Source organism: Ochrobactrum sp. PL_is483 (assembly GCF_055816855.1).
In genome coordinates this window covers 92,625-112,859 of record NZ_JBVPGS010000024.1, presented here as the reverse complement: position 1 = coordinate 112,859, position 20,235 = coordinate 92,625, and the positions used below count along the sequence as shown (strand labels likewise).

Annotated in this window: 19 protein-coding genes; 11 read left to right on the top strand and 8 right to left on the bottom strand. The window is 57.5% G+C overall.

The features are described from left to right. Nucleotides 1-295: 295 nt before the first annotated feature. Complete coding sequence (locus AC0TNJ_RS04045) at nt 296-1,759, bottom strand: MDR family MFS transporter (RefSeq protein ID WP_473770324.1); 1,464 nt, start codon at nt 1,757-1,759, stop codon at nt 296-298. A gap of 268 nt (nt 1,760-2,027) precedes the next feature. Between AC0TNJ_RS04045 and AC0TNJ_RS04040 the strand changes: the two genes are divergently transcribed. From AC0TNJ_RS04040 to AC0TNJ_RS04025, 4 genes are all read left to right on the top strand, one after another. Next, nucleotides 2,028-2,414 carry a RidA family protein gene (locus tag AC0TNJ_RS04040; RefSeq protein WP_473769218.1) on the top strand — a complete coding sequence of 129 codons (387 nt, stop codon included), beginning with the start codon at nt 2,028-2,030 and terminating at the stop codon, nt 2,412-2,414. 197 nt (nt 2,415-2,611) lie between these two features. Continuing rightward, nucleotides 2,612-3,439: a transporter substrate-binding domain-containing protein gene (locus tag AC0TNJ_RS04035; RefSeq protein ID WP_473769217.1), complete on the top strand. Its 828-nt coding sequence runs from the start codon at nt 2,612-2,614 to the stop codon at nt 3,437-3,439. Nucleotides 3,440-3,513: 74 nt separating this feature from the next. Further along, the gene (locus AC0TNJ_RS04030; RefSeq protein WP_473770323.1) at nt 3,514-4,797 is read left to right on the top strand and encodes an NAD(P)/FAD-dependent oxidoreductase; all 1,284 of its coding nucleotides are present in this window, start codon (nt 3,514-3,516) and stop codon (nt 4,795-4,797) included. A 13-nt stretch (nt 4,798-4,810) separates the two neighbouring features. Further along, nucleotides 4,811-5,782: an amino acid ABC transporter permease gene (locus AC0TNJ_RS04025; protein WP_473769215.1), complete on the top strand. Its 972-nt coding sequence runs from the start codon at nt 4,811-4,813 to the stop codon at nt 5,780-5,782. Nucleotides 5,783-5,874: 92 nt separating this feature from the next. Here AC0TNJ_RS04025 and AC0TNJ_RS04020 read toward each other — a convergent pair whose 3' ends face one another. The 6 genes from AC0TNJ_RS04020 to AC0TNJ_RS03995 all read right to left on the bottom strand — a co-directional run bounded on the left by AC0TNJ_RS04020 (nt 5,875) and on the right by AC0TNJ_RS03995 (nt 11,015). Then, a complete protein-coding gene (locus AC0TNJ_RS04020) occupies nt 5,875-6,660 on the bottom strand; it encodes a dimethylarginine dimethylaminohydrolase family protein (protein WP_473770322.1) in 786 nt (261 codons plus the stop codon). Nucleotides 6,661-6,665: 5 nt separating this feature from the next. After that, nucleotides 6,666-7,838 carry a M20 aminoacylase family protein gene (locus AC0TNJ_RS04015; RefSeq protein WP_473770321.1) on the bottom strand — a complete coding sequence of 391 codons (1,173 nt, stop codon included), beginning with the start codon at nt 7,836-7,838 and terminating at the stop codon, nt 6,666-6,668. Beyond that, complete coding sequence (locus tag AC0TNJ_RS04010; protein ID WP_473770320.1) at nt 7,839-8,648, bottom strand: ABC transporter permease; 810 nt, start codon at nt 8,646-8,648, stop codon at nt 7,839-7,841. A 1-nt stretch (nt 8,649) separates the two neighbouring features. Continuing rightward, a complete protein-coding gene (locus AC0TNJ_RS04005; protein WP_473770319.1) occupies nt 8,650-9,372 on the bottom strand; it encodes an ABC transporter permease in 723 nt (240 codons plus the stop codon). A gap of 64 nt (nt 9,373-9,436) precedes the next feature. Next, complete coding sequence (locus AC0TNJ_RS04000) at nt 9,437-10,219, bottom strand: transporter substrate-binding domain-containing protein (protein ID WP_151660699.1); 783 nt, start codon at nt 10,217-10,219, stop codon at nt 9,437-9,439. Between the two features lie 22 nt (nt 10,220-10,241). Next, the gene (locus AC0TNJ_RS03995; protein WP_473770318.1) at nt 10,242-11,015 is read right to left on the bottom strand and encodes an ABC transporter ATP-binding protein; all 774 of its coding nucleotides are present in this window, start codon (nt 11,013-11,015) and stop codon (nt 10,242-10,244) included. Nucleotides 11,016-11,202: 187 nt separating this feature from the next. Here AC0TNJ_RS03995 and AC0TNJ_RS03990 point away from each other — a divergent pair, with 187 nt between their 5' ends. Genes AC0TNJ_RS03990 through AC0TNJ_RS03960 form a run of 7 tightly spaced genes read left to right on the top strand, consistent with a single transcriptional unit; the run spans nt 11,203 to nt 19,527 of the window. Beyond that, nucleotides 11,203-11,847: a TetR family transcriptional regulator C-terminal domain-containing protein gene (locus AC0TNJ_RS03990; RefSeq protein ID WP_473770317.1), complete on the top strand. Its 645-nt coding sequence runs from the start codon at nt 11,203-11,205 to the stop codon at nt 11,845-11,847. 1 nt (nt 11,848) lies between these two features. Then, nucleotides 11,849-13,045: a pyridoxal phosphate-dependent aminotransferase gene (locus AC0TNJ_RS03985; protein WP_473770316.1), complete on the top strand. Its 1,197-nt coding sequence runs from the start codon at nt 11,849-11,851 to the stop codon at nt 13,043-13,045. Then, complete coding sequence (locus tag AC0TNJ_RS03980) at nt 13,042-14,691, top strand: 5-guanidino-2-oxopentanoate decarboxylase (protein ID WP_473770315.1); 1,650 nt, start codon at nt 13,042-13,044, stop codon at nt 14,689-14,691. The genes AC0TNJ_RS03985 and AC0TNJ_RS03980 overlap by 4 nt, the downstream gene beginning before the upstream one ends. Before the next feature lie 37 nt (nt 14,692-14,728). After that, complete coding sequence (locus tag AC0TNJ_RS03975; protein ID WP_473770314.1) at nt 14,729-15,889, top strand: acyl-CoA dehydrogenase family protein; 1,161 nt, start codon at nt 14,729-14,731, stop codon at nt 15,887-15,889. Next, nucleotides 15,886-17,943, top strand: a complete 2,058-nt coding sequence (locus tag AC0TNJ_RS03970) for an acetate--CoA ligase family protein (RefSeq protein WP_473770332.1) — start codon at nt 15,886-15,888, stop codon at nt 17,941-17,943. The genes AC0TNJ_RS03975 and AC0TNJ_RS03970 overlap by 4 nt, the downstream gene beginning before the upstream one ends. Then, nucleotides 17,943-18,731 (top strand): enoyl-CoA hydratase-related protein, encoded by a 789-nt coding sequence (locus AC0TNJ_RS03965; RefSeq protein WP_122002590.1) that lies wholly within the window; start codon nt 17,943-17,945, stop codon nt 18,729-18,731. The genes AC0TNJ_RS03970 and AC0TNJ_RS03965 overlap by 1 nt, the downstream gene beginning before the upstream one ends. A 1-nt stretch (nt 18,732) precedes the next feature. After that, complete coding sequence (locus AC0TNJ_RS03960) at nt 18,733-19,527, top strand: carnitinyl-CoA dehydratase (protein ID WP_473770313.1); 795 nt, start codon at nt 18,733-18,735, stop codon at nt 19,525-19,527. Between the two features lie 124 nt (nt 19,528-19,651). Here the strand turns inward: AC0TNJ_RS03960 and AC0TNJ_RS03955 are convergent, their stop codons facing one another. Next, nucleotides 19,652-20,221, bottom strand: coding sequence for a DUF995 domain-containing protein (locus AC0TNJ_RS03955; protein WP_473770312.1), 570 nt, complete (start codon nt 20,219-20,221; stop codon nt 19,652-19,654). Nucleotides 20,222-20,235 lie beyond the last annotated feature (14 nt).

Here is a 20,235-nt window from a genome sequence, read left to right as displayed (position 1 = left end):
ATCCCGGCTTTGTCCGGGATTTTTGCTTTTCAGGCTTTTTTCTTCATCGTCAAAGTGCGCCGGTGCGATTGCAGCAGCCGCGCAAGCTCAGCCGGCATGAAATCAATCATCGGCCGGAGCATTTTCGAGCCAAAAGTGTGAAACGTCTACGCGGGGAAATCAGTTCACTGGACTGATTTCTTATCCCGCTTCGATGCATTGGAAAATGCGACAAACAAATCGTTAGAGCGGTTCCGGTGATTCCGTAAAAATAGGAACCGCTCCAAGCCCTTTGCCTGCAAAAATTCGAGAGCGCTCAGGTCACCACGTTTTCTTCGTATGTCTTTTTAACCCCCGGCACACAGAGGCAGGCCGGTACGATCAACGCGGCGATAAGCATCATCGCAACAAACGTTGCATGCAGCGCCTGTTGAAGCGCCAACCGAAGCTCCTGCCGATCAATCAACATCTCCGCGCCGTTCAGAAGATCCCGGAGTTGGTCCGAGGTAATCGCTTCACCGTGATTGGCATTTGCGAGGCCGTAGGCCAGAATCGCTCCCAGAATGGCTGCTCCAAGGGTGCTGCCCAAATTGCGCGAGAATACGTTCGATGCCGTGGCACTGCCGCGCTCTGACCAGTTTACGCTGTCCTGCGTCAAGATCAGCGCCCCGATATTAAGCAGCCCCATGCCGAACCCCATGACAAGAGAACCGGCTCCGGCCAAAATGGCCGAGCTTGATGGGGTGAGCATGACGAGCAGAGATGTTCCAATGGGAATGCAAATGCTCCCGGCAATCATGATGGGGCGCAGTCCGAAACGCGTAAACTGCCGCGAAGCAATCGTTGCTCCGCAAGGCCAACCCAACAGCAGCATGGTCAGGGCAAATCCCGCTACCACCGGAGACCGGTCAAGAACCGTCTGCACATACATCGGCAGGAATGTCGTCAGCCCCATGATCGACATGCTAGCCAGAAAGACCGCCAGATTGGAGAATGCGATCGGACGCTTCAGCCACAGCCCGGGCGCAACCATGGGTTCCTTTGCACGGCGCTCCTGCCAGATGAAGGCAACCAGCGACAAGCCGAAGAGAATGAACGCCAGAATTGCTTCGAGCGAGACTGCACTTTCGGTAAGAGTGAGCGCAATCATCAGGGAAGATATGGACACGGCGAAAAGCGCCGCGCCCAGCACATCGACCGAAACCGGCTTTGTCCGCTTCTCTTCATGCAGGAAAAGAAGAAAACCCGATGCCGCCAGGATGCCGACCGGCACGTTGATCCAGAACACCCAGGCCCAGCTCACATTATGAATGATCAGGCTGCCAAGCAGCGGACCCACAACCGCTGACAGCGCCCAGACGCTTGCAAGATATCCTTGCACCTTGCTGCGCTGCGCGCCCGGAAAAAGATCCGCGACCACGGTCATGGATGCCGGCTGGATGGCCCCTGCCCCGATGCCCTGCAATAACCGGAAAACAATCATCGAAGGCATCGACCAGGAGAAACCGGCCAATACCGAGGCAGAAAGGAACAGCGCAATGCCGAAAACAAGCACCGGCTTGCGTCCGTATATGTCGGCCAGCTTGCCAAACACCACCGTCGTTGCAGTTTGGCTCAACAGGAACGACGAGAAAACCCAGGAATACAGATTGAGCTGCCCCAGCTGCGCTGCGATCTGCGGCATGGCAGTTGACACAATCGTTGCCTCGACGGCGATCATGGCCATGCTTGCCATGATCGCAGCGACAACAAGCCCGCGATGAGAATGTTTTTCTGTCATGGATAGCTTTCAGACCAGAACGGTCGTCGTTGAGTGGAAGCCTCCTCGCTTCCGACCCGTTTCTTAGACCTGTCCGCTTCCCATCGCAACAGGTTGCCCGCATGGCGGATACACAATGTTGCTACCTCGTTCGAGCCATTCAGATGTTGCCATTGGAAACGTTTCGCGTTCGGTTTGAGCGGTAACGATGTTCAGGCGGCTTGTTTTAACGCGCGATTTATTCGACAAGCGCTTCGCAAATTCAGATGAGCCCGCTTGGAGAATGACCATGACAAACAACGCAATGCCCTATTTTCTTGAGGATACGGACGAAAGCGAGATTTCTTCCGATGTCGCAGGTATCGGCAATCTTCTTGTAACGACTCATGTTCCCATCCGGGCAGATGGCTCAATGGAAACCGGCGACATAACCGCCCAAAGCGAATGCACGCTGAACAGCCTCAAAACATCACTTGAAAAGGCTGGCAGCAGCCTGGCGAACGTCATTCATCTGACGATCTATCTGACCGATATCAACGAACGCCCCGCCTTCAACGAAGTTTATCTGCGCTATTTCAAGAAACCTTTTCCGGTTCGTTGCGCGGTCGGCGTTGCGGGGCTGGCAACGCCGGAGATGCGGGTTGAAGTCACGGCAATGGCCGTCCGCAATCAGTAGCCGCCGACACACGGCACAGTTCGCCTTCGGGGCCGTGGGATATGAACGGCCCCGAACTTGTCCGGTCCTGACCTGACTCCTGCGCGATTAGCATATAATCATACGCTAATTTCATAATTCGTTTCCGCGAGCAGCCTAGCCGATGCTTGCGTGTTTATGCCATGCTCGTGCGTCAGACCAGTGGAGGGGTCGATAAGATGAGAAAAATCATAACAATAATGGGTATCGCAGGCGCCATTCTGGCAACGGGATTCGCGGCTCATGCGGGAGAGACGCTGGATCGCGTCATGGAAAAGAAAGCCATGGTAGTCGCAACCAATGCAGGCTGGCCTCCCCAAAGCTTTCTGGATGATTCCAACCAGCTCGTAGGCTTTGACGTCGACGTGGCCAACGAGATCGGCAAGCGTCTCGGCGTCGCCGTATCCTTCGAGACACCGGACTGGGCAACCTTGACCGGCGGACGCTGGCAAGGGCGCTATGACGTAGGCGTCGGATCGGTCACGCCGACCAAGGCGCGCGCCAATGTCATCGATTTTGCGGGCATTTATTATTACAGCCCATACGTCTATGTCGTGCACAAGGATAGTGAGGCGAAATCGGTCGCAGACCTCAAAGGCAAGGTTATCGGCGTCGAGACGGCCACCACTTCGGAAGATTATGCGCGTCACCAGTTGGAGATCGACGCACCCGGCCTTCCCCCGATCGAATACAAGCTCGAACCAGGCGACATTCGCACTTTCGCGGATTCCATGCTGCCGTTCGACGATCTGAGACTGGGAGATGGCGTTCGTATCGACGCGATTGTCGCACCGGAGCAGACGGCTCAGAACGCGATCAAGAACGGCTACCCCGTAAAAATCCTTGAAGGCGACTATGCCTTCCGCGAGCCGCTCGTCGTTATCGCCGAGAAGAACGATCCCGACTGGACCGCCAAAATTGGCGAAATCATCAAGCAGATGAAGTCCGACGGCACTCTCGGAACCCTCACCGCAAAGTGGTACGGCAAGGACTACAGCGCCGACTAACCTGTCTCTTGCTTCGATATTGAAATGAGCCATCCATGCGGTGGCTCATCCGATACCCTTATTTTGGTGTTACGATGACATATCCCGTCACTTACTACAGCCGTACCAAGGCGGACGACTTCGCGCGTCCGACGCTGGAGCGTGAAATAACAGCAGATGTCGCGGTGATCGGCGGCGGGCTTGCCGGATTGTCGGCTGCCTTGCAAATGTCGCGCGCAGGCAAGAAAGTTGTTGTTCTTGAAGCCGAAAGCATCGGTTTCGGCGCGTCCGGGCGCAATGGCGGATTTGTCAGCCCCGGTTTTGCAACCGGCGGCGATGCTATTGCCGCCCGCACCAACGATGCCGTCGCCAGAACGCTGCATGAAATGTCGATCGAGGGCGTCGAGTTCGTTCGCCAGAACATTGCCTCGCTGAACATCGAGGAAGCCCAGCTATCACCCGGCATCATGAGCGTTCGTCGCTATGATGATGGCGACAGCCTGAAACACTACGCCGACGAACTCTACCGCGACTACGGCTACAAGCTCGAATTTCATACAACAGCCGAAACCCGCAATATTTTGAATTCCAAGCGTTATTTCCAGTCTGTCACTGACCCCAATGCGTTTCATATCCACCCGCTGAATTATCTGCGGGCGCTCGGTCGCGAGATCGAACGGCTTGACGGGCGGATATTCGAACACAGCCGCGTGGTCCAGCTGCTCGACGATAGAGATGGCAAGCTTATAAAAACGGCACAGGGACAAGTTAAGGCAGGTGCAGTTCTGATCACCACTGGAGGCTATACCGATGGACTGGTTGGTCGGATCAAGCGGGCCTATCTGCCCATCGCGACTTATGTGATGGTCAGCGAAGAAGCGCCCGAACTCATCGCATCGGCAATCCGCACAACCGCAGCGATTGGAGATAATCGCCGGGCGGGCGACTATTACCGCGTGATTGATGGCGGGCGCAGACTATTGTGGGGCGGACGCATCACGACAAGAGCAGCCGATACGCCCGGTGTCGTGCGGGAACTGCGCAACGAAATGGTGGGGACCTACCCTCAGCTCGCTTCGCTGAAGACGGAACTCGCATGGTCGGGCCTGATGTCTTACGCAAGACATCTCATGCCCCAGATCGGCCAGCTCGATCGGGCCACCTGGTACTGCACGGCATTTGGCGGACATGGGCTCAACACGACCGCAATCGGCGGCAAGGTCGTCGCCGAAGCCATTTGCGGACAAAGTGACCGCTACAAGCTCTTCGAGAAATTCGGGCTGGTCTGGGCGGGAGGTGCCGCAGGTCTCGCAGCCGCCCAGTTGACCTATTGGAAATTGCAGATGCAGGATTGGCTTGCCGAGCGAAAAGCAGGCTGACAGGGGAGAGAACATGCTCGGGAGGTTTTTTCTGACACGGCCTGAGGCCGCTAAACGAACTGTTCAGGTAGCGTTTTTTGTTATCCTGACAGCGCTCTTCTGTTTCATGAATGTCCGATTCTCGGGCATAACGAACTGGCTCGGCATAGATCCAAAGGTCGCGAAGGCGGGTTTCACCAAAGCGACGTTGCTTTCCTCCGTTCTGCTTAGCCTCCTGATCTTCGCCAATTGGAGCTTTTTGAGACTATTTCCACGTTGGGTGCAGATTATAGCCATATGGCTGGAACTGTTCCTGCTGCTGATGGTCTTCTTCTATTCATTCAATCTCTCGTTTGAATTCATCGCCAAAAAGATCGGATTTCTCATCAGTCAGGGCGTCGTCACGACGCTTTACATTTCCACCGCTTCCATCTTCTTCGCAACCGTTCTGGCGCTGATCGGCGCTGTGGCCAAACTCTCGAAAAACGGTCTGGTCTATGGTCTGGCGACGTTCTACACCTCGCTCTTCCGCGGCCTGCCCTTGCTGATGCAGATTTACATTATTTACCTCGGCTTACCGCAGGTGGGATATGTCATTGGGCCGATCCCCGCCGGTATTCTGGCGCTTTCGCTGTGTTACGGCGCTTATATGACGGAAATCTTTCGTGCGGGCATCGAAAGCATCCCGCGCGGACAGCAGGAAGGTGCCGCCGCTCTGGGTCTGGGACCGTCGCAAACGATGTGGCTGGTCATTCTTCCTCAGGCGATGCGCATCATCATTCCGCCAACGGGCAACCAGTTCATCGCGATGCTCAAAGACTCGTCGCTGGTCTCTGTCATCGGCGTATGGGAGCTTATGTATCTTGCCCGCACACAGGGGCAAACCGAGTTCCGGCATATCGAGATGCTCATCACGGCATCAATGATCTACTGGGCACTGTCCGTCGTGCTGGAATATGGCCAGGCGAAGCTCGAAGCTCGCTTCAAACGTTCCCTCGTGCGTTGAACGCGTCACCATTAAGGCGTCGGGCCTGAGCAACCTCAAACGAAAATCGGCGCGGAATTACCGCGCCGATCCATTGTAAAACCTGTATCAGATTATCGCCGCCACCTGAGCGACATGCATGACAGGCCTGCATCGATCCGTCCGATTTCGCCTGTCTTGAGGGCAACAACCTTATATCCCTCCTTATCAAGCTTATCGATCGTGCGGGGATAGTCCGCGCCGACGAAAACGACATCGTTGACCCGAAGCGCATTGGCGGCTGCCTCTTCACCCTCCGGCGTCACAATTTCACGCATGCCTCGAAAGAAGCCGGAGCCCGCCAGCCTATGCGTCGCAAGCACCGTCTCCTCGTCCAGCAGCGAACAGTCGGTCTTGAAGTGCAGTACACCCTTCGGCGTCTCGACAATCTCGGCGGCACGTCCGAGCGCCGTCAGTGCAGCCCGAAGCCCTTCGGCGCCACTCTTGTCGGTACGCGCCGACAGGCCGATCATCACCACCTTGGGCGTCACCAGCACATCACCGCCATCGGCAAAACCGGGTGAAGGGAGCGACACGACATTCTCAAAGAGCGAACGCAGAACCGGTTCGATTTCAGCCGTCTCACCCATGCGCGATGGTGCGCCGGGACGCAGCAGAACTGCGCCTTCGTGGAACACCAGCGCCGGATCTTCTACAAATATCGAATCCGGAAAATCCTCCATCGGCGGCAGAACCGTCACCTCGACACCAGCGTTTCGCAACGCCTGCACATAGGCTTCGTGTTCTTCCCTGACACCTTCGTAGGTCGGATTGCCCCTGTCATCGGCGCGCAAACCATTGACGACGGATTGTCCCGGCGTGCGGACAATGGCTGCATTGAATTGATAAACGGCGGTCATGGAAATCACTCGGGTTTGAGATAGGCTTCAGCAAGCTCGGTCCAGAAGGCCGCGCCGATGGGAATCAGATCATCGTTGAAATCGTAAGACGGATGATGGAGCTGGAAATCGTTTTCTCCCTTGCCGCCCCCCAAAAAGAAGTAGGTTCCGGGTCGCTCACGGAGCATATAGGCAAAATCCTCGCTGCCCATGAAAGGTCGTTCCAGATCGATCACGTTCGTTGCGCCAAACGAGTTCACCGCCAGTGAGCGCGCGAAATCAGTTTCCGCGGTATGGTTGATCGTCGCATCATAACTGCGCAGATACTCCACTTCAGCAGTTAGCCCGAAGCTCTCTGCCTGATGCGCTGCAACACGTTTGATGCGTTGCTCGATCTGATCGCGAATGCTAGGCGAAAAAGTGCGAATGCCGACCACGATTTCTGCCGTCGATGGAATGATATTGCTGGCCGAACCACCATGGAATGCGGCAACCGTCACAACCGCCGGATCGAGCGCTGGCACGTTACGGGACTTGATGGTCTGCAGGGCCATCACAATCGAAGCGCCCGCGGTTATGGGATCAGCAGTTTTTTCCGGTTCCGAGCCGTGACCGCCGTAGCCGTTCACCCTGATAAATGCTTCATCGACCGCCGCCATGATCGGCCCATCGCGGAAGGCAAACTTGCCGAGGGGAATGCCGGGATCGTTGTGAAGGGCAAAAACAGCATCGCAAGGAAAACGGTCGAACAATCCCTCGTCTATCATGATCTTGGCACCGCCGAAATTCTCTTCCGCCGGCTGGAAAATCAGATGAATGGTTCCGTCGAAATTGCGCCGTTCAGCCAGAGCCTTGGCAGCACCGAGCAACATCGTCGTATGGCCATCATGTCCACAGGCATGCATCAGACCCGGGGACTTGCTAGAATAGGGCAGATTTGTCTGCTCATGAATGGGAAGCGCGTCGATATCGGCACGAATGCCGACCGACTTCCGGCCCGATCCATTCGTCAAAGTCCCAATGACCCCGGTTTTTGCAACTCCTCGCGTGACCTTGTATCCCAGGGCCTCGAGCCGCCGCGCAATGATCTCGGAAGTCCGTTTCTCCTCGAGCCCCAGTTCAGGGTGAGCATGAAGGTCATGCCGCAACGCTGTCAGCTCTGGAAGGTTGTTGCGAATAGCAGTCGAAAAATCGCGCATTCAAGCACCTCTTGTCGGAATTCGGTTCTCAAGACGCCGGAAGAACAGGACCAGGCCTGCGGTCAATATCATGTAGATCAAAGCCAGCAGCAGAAGGGGCTCATAAGTGAGATAGGTTTCCTGGCGCACCCGCGAAACGACGCCGTAGACATCGACGACGGTTATGGTTGCCACCAGCGGCGTCGATTTCAATTGAAGGACCGTTTCGCCGTTCAGTGTCGGCAGGGCGCGATGGATCGCGCGCGGCAGCCAGATACGGCGAAACACTTTCCAGGGTGACATGCCGAAGGCACGACCGGCCTGCAGCTCGCCGGATGGCACGCCAGCAAACGCACCGCGCATGACCTCCCCCTCATAGGCCGCGAAGGAGATCGTCAGCGCGGCAAGTCCATATGGCCATGCCTCGCGCAGATAAGGCCAGATAAACGAGCCGCGAATGCCGGGAATGGAGGGAAACAGCGACCCAAGGCCGTAATAGAGCAGCCACAGCTGCAACAGCAACGGCGTCCCCCGGATGACAGTGCAGAACGCCTTCGCTGGCCAGCTCAACCACCATGGGCCAGTCACCTGAAGCAATCCGAGGGGAAGAGCCAGCATAAACCCCAGAATTGCAGACCCGAAAAGCATGAACAGAGTTACCACGATGCCGGAACCCAGACGAGGCAGGTATTGCGGCAGCCAGTCCCAGCGGCCAAGCACCACCGCCGAGGCAAACAGCGCTATCGCGATGACAATCAGCACAAGGCGGTGCGGTTCGAGCCAGTTTCTGACGGATATCCGGTTTTCCAATACTGCTGAAGATGTGCTCATCTCAGTCAATCCGTGCGAAACCACGGCGCGCGCGCCGCTCGACAATGCCGATGAAGACATTCGAAATCAGGGTAAGCCCGAGATACAGCACGCCAGCGGCCATGAAGAACAGTAGATAATGCTTGGTCGTGCCCGCTGCCTGTCTCGTCACCAAGGTCAGTTCGCTGAAGCCGACAACCGCCAGAAGAGCTGTATCCTTGGTTGAGATAAGCCACAGATTGGCAAGGCCAGGTGTGGCGAAGGGCAACATGGCCGGTATCGTGATGCGTCTGAGCATCTTGGACGGGGGCATGCCGAATGCGCGCGCTGCCTCGATCTGGCCGGGCGCGATCGCATTGATCGCACCGCGCAGGACTTCCGTCGAATATGCGCCCTGCACGACACCGATGACGAAAATACCGGCCGCAAGCCCGCTGATATCGACCTTGCCGTGGCCAAGCAGAGCAAGCAACTGGTTCAACAGGTCGGTGCCTGCGTAGTACAGGATAAGGATCAGCACCAGCTCCGGCACGGCGCGGACCACTGTCGTATACACTTCCAGAAGGTCGCGAATGATCGGACCGCCATAGAGCTTGCCCAGCGCACCGAACATGCCGATCAACAGACCGAGCGAATAACCGCCAACGGCAATTTGCAGCGTGTGCCAGAAACCCTGCAGAAGCACCCCTCCCCATCCCGGAGGATTGAGAGCAAGCAGGCTCCAGTTGATCAGTGGTGCATCCATGGGCAGTTCCGTTCATGCTGAAATCGGGGAGGCCAGCCGAAGAGAAACCGGCTGGCCAGGAAACTCACTGGCCGTAAATGTCGAAATCGAAATATTTTTTGGTGAAGGTATCGTAGGTTCCATTCGCGCGGATGGCCTTGATCGCGGCGTTCAGCTTGTCCTTGAGTTCCGTATCGCCCTTGCGCAATCCGATGCCCACGCCCGGCCCCAGAACCTCCACATCCTGAGCGACGGTTCCTTTTTCCTCGCAGCATGCCTTGCCGTTATCCGTCGCAAGGAACGTCCGCAGAGCCAGAGAATCCGCCTGCACGGCATCGATGCGCCCGGCGGTGAGGTCGTTGTTGGCTTCGTCCTGCGTCTGATATTCCTTGATCGTGGCACCGGCGGGCGCGAAATGCTTCACCGCATAGGCCTGATGGATGGTCGAAACCTGCACGCCAATCGTCTTGTCCTTCAGCCCCTCCGGCGTCGCGTCGAATTTGAGATCCTTGGTGCCGATGACGATCGTCGGTGTATTATAATATTTGTCAGAGAAATCGATGGTCTTGAGACGTTCAGGCGTCATCGACATTGAGCCGACGATCATGTCGATCTTGCCGGTGGTAAGTGCGGGGATGATGCCATCCCAGGCGACCGGCGTTATCACGCAATCAAGCTTGGCCTCTTTGCAGACTGCATCCGCAAAATCGATTTCCCAGCCGTGCCATTTTCCCGTGGCGTCAGGTTCCGTGAAAGGGGGATAAGGTTCTGCTGCGATACCGAGCTTCACCTGTTCGGCACTTGCCGCCCCCACTCCCGCAACGGCAAATGTTACACCCACGCACAGACTAGCCAAAAGACACTTCATTGGTACTCCTCCCATTCCCATTTCAGTGTGTTGAACTGATAAACTTCTTCAATCGCTCGGATTTGGGCGCCCCGAAGACCTCTTCGGGAGGTCCCTCTTCCTCAATCCTGCCATTGTGCAGAAAAACGATATGATTGGCGACCTTGCGCGCAAACTTCATCTCGTGCGTAACCAGGATCATCGTGCGTTTTTCCTTGGCCAGATCGCCGATAACAGTGAGTACCTCGCCGACCAGTTCAGGGTCCAGCGCAGATGTCGGCTCGTCGAAAAGCATCACCAATGGCTCTATCGCCAGCGCCCGCGCAATCGCGGCACGCTGCTGCTGGCCACCGGACATGAAAGCGGGATAGACGTCTCGCTTCTCGTAAAGCCCGACGCGCCTTAGAAGCGCTTCGGCCCGCTCTGTCGCTTCGGCCTTGGGCACACCCAGCACATGCACAGGCGCTTCGATCACATTCTCCAGGACGGTCATGTGCTGCCAGAGATTGAAGCTCTGGAAGACCATTCCAAGCCGCGTGCGAATACGCTCAATCTGCCTTCGGTCCGCAGGTATCTGGCCACCATTGCCAGTGTTTCGCATGGCGATGGTTTCACCGTGGATGGTGACCGCCCCCGATGTTGGCAGTTCCAGCATGTTGATGCAGCGAAGAAATGTCGATTTGCCGGAGCCAGATCCGCCAATAATGGCGATGACATCGCCCTCGAGCGCCCTGAGTGAAACGCCTTTAAGCACCTCGAGATCACCGAAACGCTTGTGAAGGTCGACGACGGAGATCGCCTCTTCGCCTTGACTCATGCGGCACAAACCTCCCTTGGCCCGACACCCTTGCGGTTTGTCGCAAGCCACCTGGATATTGCTTTATTATCAGCCACTTCGGAGTTCTTTTGACTTCTCGACAAGCGGCCAACCGTTCCCTTGACGTTGACTATACACTTGAATAAGTATTGCGCAAGTGCATAGTCAGACATCGAGGGAGGAGAGGATGACCGCATCGTTTCGACGTGCGCCGGACTTCGATCGTCGCACGGACATGATAGAGGCTACGCTCGACTGCATTGCCGATCTCGGAATACAGGCGACAACGGTTCGTGCCGTTGCGGCGCGTGCAGGCGTGAGCAATGGCCTGATCCGCCATCATTTCGCATCGAAGGCCAATCTCATCGCCGCCGCCTACCAGCGCATGATCGAAATGATGACCCTGCCCGCGCTGAGCGTTCTGGAATCGGATGGCGGCACGCCCCACGACCGGCTGACGCGGTTCATCGCAGCTAGCCTCGGCGGAGCTGTGGCCGATCCGCGGATGCTCTCGCTCTGGGCGACTTTCGTCAGCCAGGTTCATCTTGATCCGGATCTGGAGCACGAACATCGCGAAGGCTATCTCGCTTTCCGGCGGGCGACAGAGACCTTGATTGCCGAGGTGTTATCGGCAGAAGGCCGGGAACCGGCCCCGCAATCGTGCCGAAACCTTGCCATCGCAGTCAACGCCCTGATTGACGGCCTTTGGATCGAAGGCTGTCTCAGCGCGGCTGAAATCGACGAAACCACGCAAATTGGCATCGGACTAAGCTCAATCGGCGCTCTTCTCGGCATCGAGCTTCCCGCTGCGCCACCACTTCCGAGAAATTGACATGCATTACGCCTCCATCACCGATAGACTCTCAGGATTGGGTTCGGACAAATGGCGGGTCCATGCACGAGGCAGGGAACTGCGCGCGCTTGGCCATCCCGTCATAGAATTTACGATCGGCGAACCCGACGTTGCCCCGGATTCCTCGCTGCTCGAAGCGTGCAATAACGCCATGCGCGCCGGACGCACCCGCTATTCCAACGGTCGCGGCGAACCGGCGGTGCTGGCGGCGCTGGCGGCAAAATATTCAAAGCGCACCGGCCGTGCCATCACGACCAACAATGTCCTCTATTTTCCTGGAACCCAAACAGCGCTTTATGCCGTTTTGACAGGATTGGTCGAGAGTGGCGACAAGGTTCTCGTCCCCGATCCCTATTATGCAACCTATGAAGGCGTGGTACGGGCGCCCGGAGCCGATATCGTCCCGGTGCCACTGCGGGCCGAAGATGGCTTTCATCTTCGAGCGGAAATACTGGAAGCGGCAATCACACCCGGCTGCCGGGTATTGCTTCTCAACAACCCGCACAATCCGACCGGAGCGGTTCTCACAAAACCCGAAATTGCTGCGATCAGCGAAGTCTGCCGCAAGCACGATCTCTGGATCGTTTGCGATGAGGTCTATGAAGAGCTTACTTTCGGCGCCGCATTTGCGTCGCCGCTCGATCTTCCGGAAATGGCGGACCGCACCATCGTGGTCTCCTCCATATCGAAGTCACACGCAGCTCCCGGCTTTCGTGCAGGCTGGGCTGTGGGTTCGGAGGAGTTTTGCCAGAGATTGCTGCCTTTCTCCGAATCCATGCTCTTCGGTGGACAGCCTTTCATCGCCGACATGGCAGCCTATGCGCTGACACATGATCTGCCGACGGCCTCAATCATGCGCGCGGAGTATAAGGCGCGGTCCGAGCTGATCGTAGAGCGTTTGCAAGGCGTTGCGGGTATCAAGCCCCTGATGCCGGAAGCTGGCATGTTCGTGCTGCTGGATATTGGCGGCACTGGCCTCAATGGTGAGGAATTCGCCAGCCGGCTGCTTGAAGAACACTACGTCTCGACGATGCCCGGCACGTCTTTCGGCCAGGTCGCGAAGAATCTGGTCCGCATGAGCGTCACCGTTCCTGAAGACAGCATAATCGAGGCTTGTGACCGCATTGCCCGGTTTGCCCGCAGCCTGAACTACAGAGCGGAAAGTCTGGTTTCATGAGCAGCAAAATAACGGTCGGGCAAGCGCTGATCCGCCTTCTGGAAGCATACGATGTCGATACAGTATTTGGCATTCCGGGCGTGCACACAGCCGAACTTTATCGTGGCCTTGCCGGATCGAGCATCCGGCATGTTACCCCGCGCGACGAACAGGATGCGGGCTTCATGGCAGATGGCTATGCGCGGGTTTCGGGCAAGCCGGGTATCTGCCTGCTGATTACGGGACCGGGGCTTACCAATGCGATAACCCCGATGGCCCAGGCGCGAGCCGATTCCATACCGATGCTCGTCATCTCAGGCGTCAACGCGCGCCACACGCTTGGACAATATAAGGGGCACCTGCACGAGCTTCCCGACCAGTCCGCGACCATGCGAACAATCGCCCTGTCGTCAGAACGACTGGAACAGCCCGGCGATCTTGCAGAACTGGTTGGCCGTGCCTTCGCCCGGATGAAATCCGGACGTCCGGGCCCTGTCCATATTGAAATCCCGACGGACCTTATGGAAGCCCCGTTTGAAGGAAACTTGCGCAGGTCCCCGGCAGTTGCGAGCGCTACGGCTGTGGATTCCAATGTCGACAAAATCAAAGCCGCTGCAACACTTTGCGCCGAAGCCCGCTGTCCTTTGATCCTCGCAGGTGGAGGCGCCAACCGGGCGGGTGATGCCGTTTTCGTCCTTTCGCAGATGCTTGACGCCCCGGTCGTGACCACAACGAACGCCCGTGGTTTGCTTGGCCGTCATCCGCTCGCGGTGCAGGCAAGCCCTAGCCTGCCGCCTATCCGCCAGCTGATCGCCGATGCCGATCTAGTCATTGCGATAGGAACCCAGTTCGGTCCGACCGATTACGACATGTATGTAGACGGAGGTTTCGAGCCTCCTGCCGACATGATCCGCATCGACATCGACCCGGATGCGGAGGCAACCAGCGCTCCGGCTGGCCTGATGATCGTGGGCGATGCCGCCCCAATAACGGCAGAACTCATTTCTGTTCTGCAGCTTCTTCCTCAGGCACCACGTGAGGACGGAAAGGAGCGCGCAACGGCGGCTAAGGCTGCGGCATACGACTTCCTTTCACCCAAGATGCAGGCTTTGACCGAAGTTCTGGACACCATTCGGAATGCCCTGCCCGGCTGTATCATAGTCGGGGATTCCACGCAGCTCGCCTATGCTGGCAACCTTTTCTTCGAAGCCGATGGCGCACGAAGCTGGTTCAATGCTTCGACGGGGTACGGCGCGCTCGGATTTGGTCCCCCGGCCGCAGTGGGCGCCAGTCTTGCGCAGGCCGACACACCGGTGGTCTGCTTAGTGGGAGACGGCGGTTTCCAGTTCTGTCTCGGCACCCTCGGCACTGCCACAGACGAGAAAGCGCCGGTGATTTTCGTCGTCTGGAACAATCATGGTTATCAGGAAATCGAAGATTACATGCTTTCTCGGGATATCGAGCCCGTGGGCGTTCGCCCGACACCTCCCGATTTTCTCAAGCTCGCGCAGGCCTATGGCATACCGGGTGAACATATCCGCCTGACCAATCAAGACAATCAGGATGCGCTTCATCCAGGCGCACTCGACCTTACGCAACTCGCCGGGGCGCTTCACCGCGCCCAGGCTGTCGAGGGGCCCGCACTTATAGAAATAACGACGCCATAGGCCGGGACGGTCTGGCAAAGCGACTGGGAGGAACGCTATGCATTTCGGACTGACTGAAGAACAGGAAATGATCGTCTCGACAGTTCGGAGCTTTGTCGAGAACGAGATTTATCCGCATGAAACGACCGTCGAGCGGCTTGGTTACGTGCCGGTGGAGATCGGCGACGAAATCAAGCGGAAGACCGTCGAACTTGGTTTCTATGCCAGCAATTTCCCGGAATCGGCGGGAGGCCCCGGACTTTCCCATCTTGAGTTCGCGCTGGTGGAACGCGAGTTGGGGCGCGGGTCGATGGCGCTCACTCATTTTTTCGGACGCCCACAAAATATCCTGATGGCCTGCAAGGGTGAGCAGATCGAGCGCTACCTCCTGCCAGCGGTGCGCGGCGAAAGGATGGATGCACTTGCCATGACCGAGCCCGATGCCGGCTCCGACATTCGCGGTATGAAAGCCAGTGCGCGTCGCGATGGTGGCGACTGGGTTCTGAACGGCACCAAGCACTTCATTTCCGGCGCCGAGCACGCCGACTTCGTCATTGTCTTCATGGCGACAGGCGAGGAACAGTCCTCCGCCGGAACGAAGAAGAAAATCACGACCTTTCTGGTGGACCGAGGAACACCGGGCTTCACCATCCGCGAGGGTTACAAATCCGTCAGCCATCGCGGCTACAAGAACATGATACTTGAATTCGACGACTGCCGTCTTCCCGATACGCAGGTTCTCGGAGAGGTGGATGGCGGCTTTGCGGTCATGAATGAGTGGCTTTACGCGACCCGCATAACAGTTGCGACGATGGCGGTGGGGCGCGCGCGCCGCGTGTTCGACTTGATGGTCGACTACGCTGCCCAACGCAAGCAATTTGGCCAGCCTATCGGCCGCTTTCAGGGCGTCGGCTTCCAGCTTGCCGACTCCGTCACCGAAATCGACGCAGCCGACTGGCTGACGCTGGCAGCGGCCTGGCGTCTCGATCAGGGATTGCCGGCAAACCGCGAGATCGCCTCGGCGAAAGTCTACGCCTCCGAAATGCTGGCTCGCGTCACTGATCGGGCTATCCAGGTGCATGGAGGCATGGGCCTGATGGACGACCTCCCGCTGGAACGCTTCTGGCGTGATGCCCGTGTCGAGCGGATATGGGACGGCACAAGCGAGATCCAGCGCCATATCATCGCCCGCGACCTCCTTCGCCCGCTCGGAGCCTGATCGTGAGCAAAAAGAACCTGTCTCGTGTCTTGCGTCCCAGTTCCATCGCCATCTTTGGCGGAGGATGGTCTACGGCTGTCCTCAGGCAATGCCGTAAAATGGGCTTTGAGGGAGAACTCTGGCCTGTCCACCCCACCCGCGATACTATCGACGACATTCCCTGCTATCGATCTGTCGCCGACCTTCCCGGCGCACCGGATGTAAGCTTCATCGGCGTCAACCGCGACGGAACAATCGATATTGTTCGCCAGCTCTCAGCGCGGGGAAGTGGCGGCGCAGTGTGCTTTGCCTCTGGCTTCAACGAAGTATCCGACGGCGCCGAACGCAATCAGGCCCTGCTGACCTCAGCAGGCGAAATGCCGATCCTCGGCCCCAACTGCTACGGCTTCATCAACTACCTTGATGGAGCCCTGCTCTGGCCTGACCAGCATGGCGGCAAGAGGGTGGAAAGCGGCGCCGCCATCGTCGTTCAATCGTCCAACATAGCTATCAATCTTACGATGCAGCGCCGAGGTCTTCCCATTGCCTATGTGCTGACAGCCGGAAATCAGGCACAGACCGGTCTTTCCGAAATGGCGGAAGCCGCGCTCGAAGACCCGCGGGTTACTGTTCTCGGTTTGCATATAGAAGGCTTCGACAATATTTCACGGTTGGAACGTGTCTTCGCCAGAGCGCGTGAGATGAAAAAGCCCGTTGTTGCCATCAAGGTCGGAACTTCCGTCGCTGCACAGGCGATGACCCTTTCACACACGGCATCGCTAGCTGGAGCCGACACGCTTGCCGACGCTTTTTTTGCGCGGTGTGGCGTCGTCCGTGTTGGAACGCTCGACGAATTTATCGAAACGCTGAAGCTTCTGCATGTGCTTGGCCCCTCACCGGACAACAGTCTCGGCTCTATGAGCTGTTCCGGCGGCGAAGCCTCACTCGTCGGCGATCTCGCAAACGCCGCGGGTCTCGATCTCAGACCGCTGGCGCCGCACGAGGCAAACAGGCTTCGCGCCACCCTGCCCGAGATGGTCACCATCTCGAACCCCCTCGACTATCACACCTTTACATGGGGAAACGGACCGTCGCTGACTGAGACCTATCGCGCCATGCTCGACGGCAATTTCGGCCTGACCATACTGGTGCTCGATTTTCCCCGTGGGGACCGCTGTGTTGATAATGGTTGCGAAACATCGCTCGAAGCCGCGATAGCGGCGCACAAAGCTGGAGGCGGTCGCTTTGCGCTGGTTGCCAGTTTGCCGGAGAACATGACGGAAGCCCATGCCGAACGTCTGATAGCAGCAGGAATAGCCCCGATGATGGGGCTTGCAACTGCGCTTGCGGCAGCAGCCAATGCTGCCTGGATTGGCGAAATCTGGTCGAAACCGCAATCTCCAATGCTGGCTGACCAAGCGCCAGCGTCGCCATCTGCAGCCACCGCAATGGACGAGTGGTCATCGAAATCCGCCTTGCGCGAAATCGGCCTGATAACCCCAACAGGCGGCGTAGTATCGACTATCGACGATGCTGTCGCCCTTGCCGAAAAGCTGGGTTACCCCGTCGTTCTCAAGGGTGTTGGTGAGAACTTGCTCCACAAAACGGAAATGGCGGCGGTGTGCCTCAATTTGGCGAATGCCGAAGCAGTACGCGCTGCCGCTCTTTCGCTTACTGCTTTGAAATGCGATTTTCTGGTCGAGAAAATGGTTCAGGGCGGTGTAGCTGAACTGATTATCGGCATCGCGCGCGACCCGCAATTCGGGCTTTATCTGACCATTGGCGCGGGCGGCGTGATGGTTGAGCTTTGGAACGATACACGTTCGCTGCTCTTACCTGCGAGCCGCGATGAAATCCGCGAGGCGCTTCTTTCCCTGCGCTCCGCCCCCCTCCTGACCGGCTTTCGCGGCAGGCCAAAAGCCAATATCGAAGCCGCTGTCGAGGCCACATGGCAGATTGGCAACTATGCGCTCGAACAGGCAGGGAAACTTGAGGAGCTCGACATCAACCCACTCATCGTCACAGCGGATGATGCAATCGCCGTCGATGCCCTGATACGCAACAGGAGAGCTTGATGACTGACGAGGTGAAGGCCGTTCGCAACGGTCAGATATTGGAGATTACGCTCGACCGGCCAAAGGCCAATGCCATCGACCAGCCAACCAGCCGAAAGCTGGGCGATGTCTTCGCCATGTTTCGAGACGACCCGGATCTGCGCGTTGCTATTTTCACAGGTGGGGGCGAGAAGTTTTTTTCCGCCGGCTGGGATCTGAACGAAGCGGCTTCAACCGGCGGAGATGGGTATATCGCCGACTATGGTCAGGGTGGAATCTATGGCTTTTCCGAATTGCCCGGATTGGAGAAGCCTGTCATCTGCGCGATCAACGGTTATGCCATCGGCGCGGGTTTCGAAATTCTCCTGACTGCCGATTTCGTCATTGCCGCCGACCACGCGCAATTCTGGCTGCCGGAAACTTCGCTCGGGGTTTTGCCGGATATCGGCTCATTCGTTCTGCCCAAGCTCCTGCCCAAGGTTATAGCGAACGAAGTTCTTTATGGAGGGCGGCGTTTCAGCGCGCAGGACTGCCTCCGCTGGGGTCTGGTCAATGACGTGGTGCCGCAGGCAGAGCTGATGAGTGCTGCCCGTAGGCTCGCTGCCCGTATCCTGCGCTCCGCACCGCTTTCTGTTGCCGCAGCCAAACAGACAGCGCGTATGGCCGAACATATGAGCCTGACCGAAAGCTACGCCGCCATGCGGGCTGGTAATTTCCCACTGTTCAAATCGCTGATCGAAAGCGAAGACGCGCTGGAAGGACCGCGCGCAGCGGTCGAAAAGCGCGATCCCGTATGGAAAGGCAGATGAAATGAGCACATATGCCGAAGGCGCCATAACAACCCGCCGGGACGGTGCTATTCTGGAAGTTACGCTGGATCGGCCGAAGGCCAACGCCATCGATCTGCCGACATCGCGCGCGATGGGTCAAATTTTTGCAGCCTTCCGCGATGACCCGGAATTACGTGTCGCCATCCTCAAGACCGCTGGCGACCGTTTCTTTTCTGCCGGTTGGGATTTGAAAGCCGCGGCAGAAGGCGCGCCTATCGATGGCGACTACGGAATTGGCGGTTTCGGCGGCATCCAGGAACTGCGAGACCTGAACAAACCTGTCATCGCATGTGTCAGTGGCATGGCCGCAGGCGGGGGCTTCGAACTGGCGCTGTCCTGTGACCTGATCTATGCCTCGGACCATTCGACCTTTTCGCTTCCCGAAATTCGCTCCGGAACCATTGCAGACGCAGCAAGTATCCGGCTTCCGAAACGCATTCCATACCACATAGCCATGGAACTTTTGCTGACCGGCCGGTGGGTCGACGCTCAAGAAGCTCATCGCTGGGGTTTCGTCAACGAAGTCCTGCCTCAGGAGAGGCTCGAGGAACGCGTTTGGGAGATCGCCCGTCTGCTCGCCTCCGGTCCTCCACTCGTTTACGCCGCGATCAAGGAGACTGTTCGGCGCGCAGAAAGCGAGGACTTCCAAACCATGATGAACCTCATTATGCGGCGCAAGTTGGCGACGGTCGACATTCTTTATGGATCGGAGGATAATTTGGAAGGCGCCAGAGCTTTCGCCGAAAAGCGCGATCCTGTCTGGAAGGGGAAATAGCCATCGTCGTATCAAGGAGCAGACACGCTGCCGGTGGCAGATACCATCCGCCAAACCGGCTTTTTATCGTAGGCCGCCGATCAGAAAGTCCGGCAGCTTTTTCTACGTTGAATATGTCCCGCAATTATTGACTGCGGAGTTTCTCCAGCTTCTCCGAAACCAGGTCCTCAGGGACAAGTTTGGTGAATTCATCGCCATCCTGCAGTTCGGAATGCTTGAACACGTACCAGCCGCCGGTCGGTTCCTTCCTCTGGTAGATGGTCTGGCCATCGATCATGTGCTCGAAACACGTCCTGTCGCTGGATGTGCCATTTGGAGCATGCCAGTCGGCCTCAAGGCACATCCTTCCGGTGTCGGCCACGGTCCAATGTCCCAAGGCCCAGGAAGCACGGGCACCCGACCCTGCCCATCCCTTGAATATCCGATCCTTGTCCTGCATGTAAGCGGCGCCATCGCACCATTTCCAGCTCTTGTCGCGGTAGAGTTCATGAAGTTCCACTGCCGTCATTGGCCGTGCATTCTCCGGCAAACGCAGGCTGACCCGCGCTTCGCCATTTTCTGGAGCGCTACAGGTTAATTCGTCAGCCACTGCTGAGGACCACGCCATCATCACGCCCACCGACGCCGCCATGATTGTCATGCAGGTCTTTCCGATACGTGATTTAAAATGTGGGAATTCGTTGGTCTTTAACATCGTTTTTCGCCCTC